Below are 12,644 nucleotides of genomic sequence, written 5' to 3' on the forward strand. Positions count from 1 at the left end.
TGAAACACTCAGTAAGTCTAAGGTACTACCCAACCTTTGACTAATTCTCGGGCATGAAGATGTGCTGTATTTGAGATGTCAGTCTCAGCAAGCATATCCTTAGCTTGAGCCGGAACAACATATTCTTTTAGTAACACGCGCGACTGCTCAACAAAGCCTAAGTCCACAAAGCGTAGATCCTCCACTTGATACCGCGTCCCCACTCGCACCGCTTGATCCACCTCATCCGAAAAACGTACCCAGGATTGCGTCACCATATAATCGCGGTTTCCAATTCGGAACACATAAGCACCTTGTAGAGTTTCCCCTAAGAATTCCACTGGCTCATTCACTTGGACTTCCTCATAAAAGCTAACCGCTTCAAAAGCTTCTTTAAAATACCCCTCGCGATATGCTTTCGTTTCCATCGTCGAATACGGCATATCAATCATAAAAAATGTCCGCTTGAAATCACGAATCGCTGCCGTCTCCTGACCCGTTTGTTGAAGCAAATCCCCATGAGTCGAGTACCCATGAACAACGACTACCCCAAACACCGCAAATGTAATCAGCGTGACAATTAAAATAATTTTCGGAATTAATAAGTTTATATAATAAAGACATGAGACTAATAACACGGACAAAATAACTACCGCTAACAAGCCCCAGGCAAAATGCCCGTAATAAAAACGCTCCATCGCTATCCATTGCTCGTACATATTAGCCCCCTAAAATTTCAGTAACCTTATTTTATAATATTTAACAGGCAATATCCATTAGAGATTGGGTTATGCGCGCATTCGGGTCGTCGCGGGAGCTCACGATAACCCGGTAACCTGTTTGCGGGTTGTCGTCAGTTTTACGACAACCCGCAAAGTGATTTGACTACCATACCAGTTTTCATATGATAGGTAAGAGGCGCTTGACTACCATACCAGTTTTCATATGATAGGTAAGAGGCGCTTAACTACCATACCAGTTTTCATATGATAGGTAACGAGGCGCTTGACTACCATACCAGTTTTCATATGATAGGTAACGAGGCGCTTGACTACCATACCAGTTTTCATATGATAGGTAACGAGGCGCTTGACTACCATACCAGTTGCCATATGGGAGGTAACAGAGCCTTAACTACCATACCAGTTTTCATATGATAGGTAAGAAGCCAATTGGCACCACATAAAAACAGACCTCCAGCCTAAGCTCGGAGGTCCATTCTCGCACTATTTCTACTCACCCAACATCAAGCCAGGCATCGCATTAATATCTAATTCACTAAAATCACGGTCCGCATACATATGATGTGCACTCGCACCAATCATCGCAGCATTATCTCCGCATAATTTAAGTGGCGGAATGATCAATTCCACTTCCGGAAACTCTTGGGCCAATCGCTCAGTCAACGCACTTCGCAAGCCAGAGTTGGCCGCGACCCCACCGGCTAAGATAAACTGACGCACTTCTGGATGTTCACGCAATGCTTTCGACGTCTTTTCAACTAGCACTTCCACTGCAGCTGCTTGGAAACTCGCCGCCAAATCCGCAGGAACAACTTCCTCACCGCGCTGATTCGCGTTATGTACCGTATTCATGACTGCACTCTTCATTCCAGAAAAACTAAAGTCAAAATTATCTTCATGCATCATCGCACGCGGAATCGCGTAAGCATCTGGATTCCCTTTACCTGCCAACTCATCTAAATATTTCCCAGCAGGGTAAGGTAAATCTAAGATCCGCCCAACTTTGTCATAGGCTTCACCAACCGCATCATCTTGCGTTTCACCGATGATTTCAAAGTTGAATTCTTCTTTCATATACACAAGTTCCGTATGCCCACCGCTGACAATCAATGCCATCAGTGGAAACTGTAGTGGCTTCACTAACTGGCTCGCATAAATATGCCCCGCCAAGTGATTCACCGCCAACAAAGGTTTATCATGCACCATCGCCAAAGCTTTCCCAGCAGTCACCCCAACTAAGAGAGCACCAACGAGCCCGGGCCCCTGCGTCACCGCCACTGCGTCCATCTCATCAACGTCATGACCACTTTCTTCCAAAGCCATATCAATCACTTGCGTAATCTGCTCAACATGGTGACGGCTCGCCACTTCCGGCACAACCCCACCAAAACGCATATGACTTTTAATTTGAGAAGCGACAATGTTCGACAAAATCTCGCGCCCATCTTGAATAACCGCCACACTCGTCTCATCACAACTCGACTCAATCGCCAAAATTAAAGATTCACTCACACTATTCCTCCTTTCGCCAAACCATATTCACCGCATCATCCACCGGATGCGAATAATAATTCTCCCTCAATGAAACCAACTCAAACCCGACACTCTGGTACAATTTAATCGCGAATTTGTGCTGACTGCGAACCTCTAGAAAAGCACTGTCCACATCTTCCAAAGCCTTCTCCAACAAAATATGTCCCAAGCGGCGTCCACGAAAATGCGGATGTATATAGACACGCAACACTTCCAATTCACCAAACAACACTTGCCCAGCAACGTATCCTTGGAGCATTTCCCCATCACGTAAAAACCAATACCGGATAAAACGGTTCGACACTTCACTCTCAAACTGCGCCGGACTCCAACCAAAGTCAGGTAAACTTTCAATTATAAACGCGCGCTCCCCCGACTTAAGCATCGATCATCTCGCGTCTCAATAAAAACGCCGTTTCCTTGTTATCCGAGTAATAATTCTTTTTGATTGATTCCTTCTTAAAATCTTGCCCGTAATATAATTTTTGCGCCACTGCGTTCGACTCACGCACTTCCAGCGTAATCTGCGGCACTTCTTCCACTTGCGCCATGCGAATCCAAAGATTCAGCAATTTTGAACCTAGGCGCTGGTTTTGGTATTTCTCCCGCACTAACAAATGACTAATATGCGCTCCCTTAGCTAGAAAACGTCCGGATATCATAGCGACAACCTCTTTATTCGTCGTATCTTCCACTAATATGTAGACACAATAAGGATTTCTAAACCAGTCGCGTTCAAAATCATGCTTTGTCCACGCATGGAAACCATTGTAGGCATCATCTTCTAAAGCTATAAAATGCGGCAAGTCCTCGCCACTAGCAAGCCGGATGCTAAACGACTGATCTGCATGATTCCATAACGGCTCTTGCTCGATGAGTGGCCCAAGTCGGTCCATGACCACATGATTCGCCTGTCTCGCATTTTGAATTCGTCTAATAATCTCCTGCATCGCACTTACCTGCAACTTTCTATCAAAATCTCAATCATTTAAAATCTATTAATTCATCTGAATTCGGACTGTCTTGATCTACTTTTTCAGCCCACTCCTGCTCAGCCAACGTCTCGTGAGCGTAGTTTGGAACAAGTAGTGTTGGCTCGTCGATCTCTGTCCACTCGACTTTACCAAACGCATGCACCGCATGTGGGTACGCGTTCCAGTCGTCAATCACAGTAATATTCGTCGTCGATAACTGACGCTGTGCCATTTCCACAAATTCATCGATTTCTGTCCCAACTAATGTGACCGAACTATTCATGCCCATATGTTGTTTAATCTTCGCTAAGAAAATATCGAATTTTATATGCTGATCCGGTTCAACTGCCTTTAAAATCTCTTCATCAAAATGATACAAGCCAGTATACGCCGTTTGGCGACGTGCATCCATAATCGGAATCACAAAATCAGACTGACTCGTCGCAGCTCCCGCCATCAAAGTCAGTGACGACACACTATATAAAGGCAACTTTTTTGAATTGGCCCAAACTTTCGCAAACGTCACACCAATCCGAAGCCCCGTATACGAACCCGGTCCATTTCCAACAATAATCCCGTCAATCTCACTCATCTTCCAATCCGCCTGTTTTAAAATTGTATCAATTGTTGGTGCCAGCGTCTGCCCATGCTGACGTTTCCCCAACGTTGTTGTTGAGGCTTTTATCGAAAAATCACTTGGCTCGCCCTCAGCTAATGCCACTGACAACGCCTTTGTTGATGAATCAAACGTAATGAATTTCATAGTAACCTCCTTTAATCGATTTATATAAGTTAATTCAACGTATTTACGTGCATTAATATTATCATAATTTGTTGGTGCGTTCCATAAGCGGGTTTGATGAATAAAATGTGCTTGCGGGTCGTCGTTGATTCAACCACAACTCGTCAACGATATCCTAACCGGAGGCTTGTATTTTGCTGGGAGTATATCTAATCTCCTCGGCGCACCCGCGATTATCGGGAACATCACTTATTTGGCAGGCGGGTTCTTTTTACTCATGCGCCCCATGCTTCGAATCATCCGCAACGTATTTATCTACAATGAAGAAGAATACCAGCGCGAAGTTGTGGACGTTGAAGTTCAAGATGAAGAAGAATACGAGGAAGTCGATGATGATTATCCATAATCCAGGGTATCAAAAAAGCCAAAGCTAACGCTTTGACTCAATTTTTTCACTTATTTTGTCCAAGGAAACTCGATTGAAATTTTCTCCTGGAATTCACGGTCCGCAATCCGATCATCGGAACGCTTCTTGCGGCGCTCTGCGTAGCCTGACATCACATAACGATCCTCTTCCGTCTCGGCCTCAAGCGCCGGGATTTCTTTTTGATCCTCACCCACCACCACAAAGGTTAAAAATGCCGTCGCAGCCAAGTAGCGCTCACCCGTTGCCAAGTCCTCGCCAATTACTTTCGCGAACACTTCACCCGACCGGCTGCCAACCCCCGACACCATCGTCTCAATACATACCGAGTGCGACATCGGCAATGGTTTAATAAAATTTAACACATCCATCGACGCCGTCACACCGAGTGACCGTGTATGCCTTGTAAAACTAATCGCCGCCACATTATCAATCATCCGCATCAAATTCCCACCGTATAACGTATTGTGTCGATTCGTGTCCCCCGGCATAATCAAGTGCGTTTGCACCACACGCGACTCACTCACTTTTTTTACTGTCATTATTTTTTACCCCCTAATTTCCATTCTCTATAATACTCTTCATGCAACTCTAACACGTCTAAAGTCGGCATGCCTGCTTGAGCCCCTTTTTTTGTAATCGAAAGTGAACCCGCCAAATTCGCAAAACGAACAGCATCAACCAGATCCAGACCAGAGGCCACCGCGAAAGCCAACGCCCCATTGAACGTATCTCCCGCACCCGTTGTATCTACAATATCCGAAACATCCACAGCCGGAATTTGCTGAATGTTTGTCCCATCAAAAAAGACCGCACCTTCTGACCCCAAAGTTACAATCAACTTATTAGGATACCTCTTCAAAATACTTTCCAAACTCTCGCCCGGAAACAGCATCTTAAACTCCGATTCATTTGGTGTTAAATAAGTAACCTTTTTAATATAAGTTTCACTCATCTCACGTGCCGGAGCTGGATTGACAATAATGGGGGTTTGGACTTCATGACATACATCAATTAAATGCTCAATAGTTGAAACCGGCGTTTCATTTTGAACCAGCACCATATCTAAGCCTGCCACAATCTCTTTATCAATATCACTTGGCTTAACTTTATCATTAGCTCCCGCCACATAAATAATTGAATTATCTCCCTCGACTAATGTAATTATCGCCGACCCTGACGGCACACCACTCACCTGTTGAACCGCACCTGTATCAATGCCTTCATTGTTCAAATTATCAATCAAACGCTGGGCAAACTCATCCTCACCCACAGCACCAAACATCACCGTCTCAGCTCCTAAACGCGCACTTGCAACCGCTTGGTTAGCCCCTTTACCACCAAAACTAGTCTCAAATGAAGCCCCAAAAACCGTTTCGCCCTGCTCTGGACGGCGATTCGCTTCCGCGACAAAATCCGTTGAAATACTTCCAACCACACCAATTCTAACCATCCAAAAATCCTCTCTCACTTGTATACTCTGAATACATTATAACAAGTTTTATCACAAAAGGTGCGCTAAGGTACTCAGAAACTCACTTGCGGGTTGTCGTCACTAATTCTGCTTCAAAATTGCGCAACAATTTAGCGAATTAAATGGCTTATTTTAAAGAATAAGCGATTGAGTTTAGTAATGGAAAGCGGACACTATTAACACGAATAGTGGCCGCTATTCGTGTTTGCGGACTCTATTAACATGAATAGTGGCTGCTATTCGTGTTTGCGGACTCTATTTATTAGAATAGTGGCCGCTATTCATGTTTCCGGATTCTATTTACAAGAATAGTGTCTGCTATTCGTATTTCCAGATACTATTTATACGAATAGTGTCCGCTATTCGTGTTTCGAGTCATCGTCAATCCCACCACAACCCAACTCACCCTATCTTAACTCAATCCCATAAAAACAGACCCGCACATCCGCGGGCCTTCCTTTATTTTCCTTGCATACTCTCCTGTATCGCTTGAATCAAATCATCTTTTAATGTGAAAAAGTATATCCCAATCGCAATATCAATCACCGCGGCAACAACCAGCAAACTCCAATCCGTGTATAGATACACAGCCATCGCCGAACTTGCTCCAAGCATAAAACACATCACATTTATAATATGAAATCGCATCTTCCATTGGTCAGTCGACATGCCTCGGATTTTCCGTCCGATTCCAACCCCAATATCCGTAATCGTCCCTGTTAAGATGGTGTTCGCACTACCAGCCCTTTATAAAAAACAAACATTCCATTTTGAATACCTAAACTTAATGAAATATACGTTAAAAAGATAAGCGAACTATAGCCAAACCAATCAAACAATAATAAAATAATACCCATCACAATGAGAAAATTTCCGTATTGCAGTCGCGGTTGGAAGCGGTCGGTCGGATAGAAATACCCACTCACGATCGTCCCAATAAAGAAACTCGCTGTCATCCACAACACTTGAAACATCGCATCAATATCACCATCAGCAAACAACATCGCAGCTGTCGTCAAGCTTCCCGTGTGCCCTGCCAGCATTTGAGCAAATAATAATATTGTCATGACGTTAATATACCCGGCAATAAATCTTAACCATAAGACCCAGATTGATAACTCAAAATTTATTTTTTGCTTCTCCATTCCATACTCCTTCTTTAAATGTTTATAAGCTTAAATATAGACTATCTTTACTACAAATAAATTACAAGTAATTAGATGTGTTGTGAACGTTGTGTGGTGGATTGCTTGCAGGTCGTCGTCATCGCCACCACAACCCGCATCCTAAAAATCAAAAAAATACCCAGCCAATCTCTCGGCTGGGTGTTTCATCTAAATATTTGTTTTTGAAGTTGAGAATGTTCCAATTGGAAGATGGTCATTCACCAATTCCGAACGCTCATCCAACGTACTAATTTGTTTGGTTCCTGCTTGTGTTAAGTACCAAAGGATAATAATCGAAATAACTAAACTAGCAATATAAGTCACCGGTGTTAAACCTAGGTTAAAGCCGATCGGCTCACTAAAGATATACACCAAGACTGCGTATAACATGAACGCACCTGGAACTAAAGCAACAATATAATTTCGTTTCTTCAATCTTAAATAACGGGTTGCAACAAATAATGCAATCACTGCCGTCACTTGATTCGCCCAGTTAAAGTAGCGCCATAATAAGTTAAAGTCGACTAAAGTTAATAAGAATGACACAGCGAAAATTGGGATTGTTAACATTAATACTTTCTTAACAGAGTCTTGCTTAACATTAATATAATCAGCAATAATGCCGCGTAAACTTCGGAAAGCCGATAATCCTGATGATATAGGAAGTACAATTACTCCTAATATCGCTAATGTTCCAAACACATTTCCTAATAACATGACTGACACTTCGTTAACAACTGCTGATGGCGTTCCTGAATTAATTAAGGCATTTAATGTACCTGCATCGAATAAACTCATTGAAGCAGCTGCCCAGATCATTGCGATCACACCTTCTGCAATCATCATCCCGTAGAAAATGTAACGACCTTGTGATTCTGAAGTCGTTGTACGTGATACCATCGGTGCTTGAGTTGCGTGGAATCCTGATAATGCCCCACATGAAATTGTAAAGAAAATCGCTGGGAACATTGGCACACCGTTATAGTTTTCTAAACGAATCGCTGATAAAGTTAACTCTGGCATTTGGTAATTTCCAAAGATTAATGTTAAACCAATCGCAATCGTTGAGATAATTAAGATGGCTCCAAAGTATGGATATACTTTCCCCATCGCTTTATCAATGGGTAGTAACGTTGAGATAACATAGTAAGCAAAGATCAGCAGAGTAATAATTCCAATCGTTAAGAAATCAGGTGTTAAACTACTAATTAAGTTTGCAGGCGTTGTTACAAAAACCGTTCCTACTAATAGTAGTAATACAATCGAGAATAGGTTCACGATATGTTTAAAGTTTTTACCTAAGTAACGACTTGCTAATTCTGGCAAGTGAGCCCCATCATTACGTAGAGAAATCATCCCAATCATGTAATCATGAACCGCTCCCCCAAAGATACAACCAACCACAATCCAAATATATGCAACTGGCCCGTAGAGTGCACCCATAATCGGACCAAAGATTGGCCCCGTTCCTGCAATATTTAACAATTGAATAATAGCATTTTTCGAACGAGACATCGGCACAAAATCCATACCATCTGTCAGGGCTTCTGCTGGTGTTTTCCGGTCAGGAACAATTTGAAAGTTCTTTTCAATAAATTTTCCATAAGTGAAATAACCGATGACTAGTAATGTGATACCGCCTAATAACGTCAACATCTTCTCAACTCCTCGTGTATTTGTTAACTAAAATATACACTAAAAGATTGGGTCCTAGAACGGTTTCAAGTCGAAATGCACACTAATCAAAATGAAATGCACATATTGAACAGTGAAGCGTTTGCACTGTTTTCAATCCAAGCCAAAAGCTTCTTTAAAATCTTGCATATAAGAACGACTCACAGTCACTTTCAAGCCATTATTCATCGTCACTTGATAATTCCGGTTGAACCATGGCTGAATTTCATCTATCTCATCACGATTAATAATATAAGCTCGATGGATTTGCATGAACAGCTTAGCAGGTAATTTTTCTTTCATCGCTTTGAGTGAATCCTTCATCCGATATTCCTTACTCCGCGTCTTAATCAGTAACTCCCCATCTTCCGTCGTCACCACAAAGATATCGCTAATCGGCACCATCACAATCCGGTCATCCTCTTCAACCGGCAAATACTTCTTGTCAGGTTCACCTTGCCTAGGTTGCTCCACTGCTAGTTTAGCCTCAACACGGTCCATCACAGCCTTTATCCGTTCTGATTCAAAAGGCTTTAAGATATAATCCGCCGCATTGAGTTCAAACGCTTTGACCGCATAATCATCGTAAGCCGTCGCAAAAACGACCAATGGTGGTTGACTCATAAACGAGATTCCATCCATTAACTCCAAGCCCGATTCATTTTGTAAATTCATATCCAAAAAGACCACGTCTACAGCCTCTTTTAATAATACATTTTGCGCTGTCTTAATATTACTCGCTTCAAAGAATTCATTACCAGGTCTTAATTCCTCAATTAAATACCGCAACTCCTGACGTGCTAAAGGCTCATCATCCACTAGTAAAATTCTCATCCCATCTCACCCTCCTTATTCACATTCCTCGGCATCACAACACTCATCTGCGTTCCCTCATGACTTGACGCAATCTGCAACTGACTAGCCGACCCATAAATTCCTATCAACCGCTGATTCAAGTTTTCTAAAGCCGTCCCCGAACCTTCAACTGATTCAATGACCTCACGGCCTAATCGCTCAACAAGATCCGGTTCAACGCCGAACCCATTATCTTCCACCGAAAACAACATATTCTCCCCCAACTGATGCAAAGAAATATGAATATGATTGTTGGCTTCCCGGTCTTTAAATGCATGATGGATCGCATTTTCAACTAAAATTTGAATTAAGAAAGACGGAATTAAAACATTTTCTAGCCCTTTTTCAATATCAAAGGTAATCTCAAACCGCTCCGGAAAGCGCGCCTCTTCAATTTCAATATATGCTTGAACTTGCTCTAATTCATTAGATACTTTTACAAGTGTTTGGCGGTTGCCCGTCAAATTCGCTCGGAAATACTGACTTAATTTTAGCAGTAGTCTACGTGCCTTTTCCGCATCAAAACGCATCACCGCATTGATTGTGTTGATCGTATTAAAGAAAAAGTGCGGGTTAACTTGCCCCTGCAACGTCCGTAGCTCTGCTTCTTTTAATAAATGCTTTTGTGAATCGACTTTCCCCAACTGAATTTGCGCTGAGAAGATATCAGCCAAGCCCTCAGCCCATTTCTGCTCAACATCCGTCAGTTGACTGTCATCGGTAAAATAATATTTCAATGTTCCGACAATCTCGTTGCCGTCACTGAGTGGCAACACAATCGCGCCCTCCAAAGGACAATGCTGATTATGACAACCAATCTCAGCCCGAGTATGCGCCACTAGCATCTCTCCACTCGCAATCGCTTGTCTCGATAAATCAGTCACCAAATCAGACCCTACGCGGTGATGGTCACTCGCTGCCCCAGTAAAGGCGAGAATGTCTTCCCGATTCGTAATACTCACCGCCGAGACTTTCATCGTCTTGTGAATCAACTCCGCTACCTTCTGCGCACTCTTGCGGTTCAACCCACTTCTAAAAAGTGGCAATGTATCCTTCGTCAACTCAAGCACATCTTGCGTTTGAACCGCCCGCAACCCCTCTTCATGTTGAATCGAATTTAGTATAATCGACAGAAAAATACTCATACCCACACTATTAACCACCATCATTGGCCAAATAATGACCTGCACCAAATCAAAGCCCATGCCCTGATTTGAACTCAGAAAATAAATACACGCCATCTGAACGAGCTCTAATAACACCGCCACACCCGCACCTTGTAATGGCGTCAAATACGTCCGTTTCTTGATTGACCAGTGCCCAATCGTGCCACTAATAACACCGATTAAAGCTGACGACACTAAATAAATATGCGGATCCGGTCCTCCTTGAAAATACCTAAATATCCCCGAAAGGACTCCTACCATAATCCCAACAAAAGGCCCACCAACAATTCCGCTAATCCCAATACTCAACACACGCGTATTCGCAATCACCGCCTCATCGGTTAACTGCCCAAATAATGGATAGAAAGACAATTGATCAAAGGATATCAGAACACCTGTAATATTAGACAAAATCGCAAATACGAGAAACATTAAAAACAAACCGATAATCGATTTCGGCTGATTCCGATTCAACAGCATCTGTTTCAAATACCGATTATTCATTAATATGTAAGCCAGTAAGATAATAATCGCCGCACGCTCAAACAAAATTAAAGTCAGCACAATCCTTCAACTCCTCGAAAGTTATAAATAAATTATATCATATTTGAGAACGGTATCAGATAAGGATTATCCTATTACCGCACAACCGTTTAATCCCCCATAAACATAAAAAACGAGTAGAGCCACTTATGACCCCACTCGCTTAATTAATCTACTTCATATTGCGCTCATAGTTCATTACAACACCAATCAAATTCGCATCATTAAAGAATTGGCACACTTGAATATTTGATTCAAATCTCATCTTACCTTTTAAAGTTGTCTAACAAAACACTTCACAACTTTTCCTACTGAAATAACGGGTACTATGCTGAAATTAATTGACTCATTGTTGAACTATTAATTTGCTGACACAACCGTTGCCGAACCTTCTCCAAATATCGCGTCAATATTCTCTAAAGAAGTAATCACGACTTTACTTTCAGGGCGATTTTCTACAAATGAAATCGCAGCTTCAACTTTAGGTAACATACTCCCAGCCGCGAATTGGTCTTTTTGAATCCAATGCTTCAACTGCGCACTTGTCACATTTTCTAACTTTTCTTGGTTGGGTTGGTTGAAATTGATATACACATTGTCGACTCCCGTTAAGATAACTAAATAATCCGCTTCAACTAATTCAGCAAGCTTCGCCGATGCAAAATCTTTATCAATCACTGCTTCAACACCTTGATAACCATATGTTGCTTTCTTCACTGGTATCCCACCGCCCCCAGCAGAGATGGTAATAATATCTTGCTCAATCAGGTTTTTAATAATCGGATACTCCACAATTGTCTGAGGTTTTGGTGATGGAACAACTTTTCGGTAACCTCGTCCAGCGTCTTCTACGTACGTATCACCGGTCTCATGAGCTGCTTTCACCGCTTCCTCTTGTGATAAGAAAGGTCCAATCGGTTTCGTCGGATTCTCAAAAGCAGTATCGTTTTCATCAACAACGACCTGAGTAACCAGCGTCGCCACTTGCTTTTCAATCCCTGCTTCAGCGAGCGCTTCGTTCATCATATTCTGCAGCCAATAACCAATACTTCCCTGAGTCATCCCCACACACGTATCCAGTGGCATAGCAGGGTTCTTAGCAGAATCCGCTGCAGCTTGTTGCAGTAATAAATTCCCAACTTGTGGGCCATTTCCATGACTAATAATTAATTGATGCCCCTCTTTGATGAGCTCAATCAGCCTTTTACTCGTATAACGCAGTGCCTCAATCTGACCTTGCGCTGACGGATCATCTGTCAATATAGCATTTCCACCCAAAGCGACCACAATTCTTTTTCCCATAATAACCCTCCGACTCATCTGTAAAATTTATTTTTGTAAGTATATCACAGCCTGGTGTTAATAGGAGGA

At 42.4% G+C, this 12,644-nt stretch carries 13 protein-coding genes; 1 reads left to right on the plus strand and 12 read right to left on the minus strand.

Annotated features, from left to right (window positions below; all coding sequences use genetic code 11):
• Positions 1–17: 17 nt before the first annotated feature.
• From HYQ40_07495 to tsaB, 5 genes are all read right to left on the minus strand, one after another.
• Positions 18–698, minus strand: coding sequence for a hypothetical protein (locus HYQ40_07495; protein MBZ6527622.1), 681 nt, complete (start codon positions 696–698; stop codon positions 18–20).
• A gap of 513 nt (positions 699–1,211) precedes the next feature.
• A complete protein-coding gene (tsaD, locus tag HYQ40_07500; protein ID MBZ6527623.1) occupies positions 1,212–2,234 on the minus strand; it encodes a tRNA (adenosine(37)-N6)-threonylcarbamoyltransferase complex transferase subunit TsaD in 1,023 nt (340 codons plus the stop codon).
• A 1-nt stretch (position 2,235) separates the two neighbouring features.
• Complete coding sequence (locus tag HYQ40_07505; protein ID MBZ6527624.1) at positions 2,236–2,640, minus strand: GNAT family N-acetyltransferase; 405 nt, start codon at positions 2,638–2,640, stop codon at positions 2,236–2,238.
• Complete coding sequence (gene rimI / locus HYQ40_07510) at positions 2,633–3,205, minus strand: ribosomal protein S18-alanine N-acetyltransferase (protein ID MBZ6527625.1); 573 nt, start codon at positions 3,203–3,205, stop codon at positions 2,633–2,635. Before rimI ends, HYQ40_07505 begins: the two co-directional genes overlap by 8 nt.
• A 34-nt stretch (positions 3,206–3,239) precedes the next feature.
• On the minus strand, positions 3,240–3,992 hold the full coding sequence (gene tsaB, locus HYQ40_07515; protein MBZ6527626.1) for a tRNA (adenosine(37)-N6)-threonylcarbamoyltransferase complex dimerization subunit type 1 TsaB: 753 nt from the start codon (positions 3,990–3,992) through the stop codon (positions 3,240–3,242).
• Positions 3,993–4,116: 124 nt separating this feature from the next.
• Here tsaB and HYQ40_07520 point away from each other — a divergent pair, with 124 nt between their 5' ends.
• Entirely contained in the window at positions 4,117–4,377 is a 261-nt protein-coding gene (locus HYQ40_07520) for a YrhK family protein (protein ID MBZ6527627.1), read from the plus strand.
• A 50-nt stretch (positions 4,378–4,427) separates the two neighbouring features.
• On the opposite strand, the gene HYQ40_07525 is transcribed toward HYQ40_07520, so the two are convergent.
• The 7 genes from HYQ40_07525 to arcC all read right to left on the minus strand — a co-directional run bounded on the left by HYQ40_07525 (position 4,428) and on the right by arcC (position 12,575).
• Positions 4,428–4,937, minus strand: coding sequence for an acyl-CoA thioesterase (locus HYQ40_07525; GenBank protein ID MBZ6527628.1), 510 nt, complete (start codon positions 4,935–4,937; stop codon positions 4,428–4,430).
• The gene (locus tag HYQ40_07530; GenBank protein ID MBZ6527629.1) at positions 4,937–5,848 is read right to left on the minus strand and encodes a ribokinase; all 912 of its coding nucleotides are present in this window, start codon (positions 5,846–5,848) and stop codon (positions 4,937–4,939) included. The genes HYQ40_07525 and HYQ40_07530 overlap by 1 nt, the downstream gene beginning before the upstream one ends.
• A 740-nt stretch (positions 5,849–6,588) precedes the next feature.
• A complete protein-coding gene (locus tag HYQ40_07535) occupies positions 6,589–7,014 on the minus strand; it encodes a DUF1275 domain-containing protein (protein ID MBZ6527630.1) in 426 nt (141 codons plus the stop codon).
• A gap of 189 nt (positions 7,015–7,203) precedes the next feature.
• Complete coding sequence (locus HYQ40_07540; GenBank protein MBZ6527631.1) at positions 7,204–8,691, minus strand: carbon starvation protein A; 1,488 nt, start codon at positions 8,689–8,691, stop codon at positions 7,204–7,206.
• A 132-nt stretch (positions 8,692–8,823) separates the two neighbouring features.
• Positions 8,824–9,543, minus strand: coding sequence for a LytTR family transcriptional regulator DNA-binding domain-containing protein (locus HYQ40_07545; GenBank protein ID MBZ6527632.1), 720 nt, complete (start codon positions 9,541–9,543; stop codon positions 8,824–8,826).
• Complete coding sequence (locus HYQ40_07550; protein MBZ6527633.1) at positions 9,540–11,234, minus strand: sensor histidine kinase; 1,695 nt, start codon at positions 11,232–11,234, stop codon at positions 9,540–9,542. Before HYQ40_07550 ends, HYQ40_07545 begins: the two co-directional genes overlap by 4 nt.
• A gap of 399 nt (positions 11,235–11,633) precedes the next feature.
• Complete coding sequence (gene arcC, locus HYQ40_07555; protein MBZ6527634.1) at positions 11,634–12,575, minus strand: carbamate kinase; 942 nt, start codon at positions 12,573–12,575, stop codon at positions 11,634–11,636.
• Positions 12,576–12,644: the final 69 nt, after the last annotated feature.

It is taken from the genome of Aerococcaceae bacterium DSM 111021, from assembly GCA_020112395.1.
In the GTDB taxonomy this organism is placed as follows: domain Bacteria; phylum Bacillota; class Bacilli; order Lactobacillales; family Aerococcaceae; genus Ruoffia.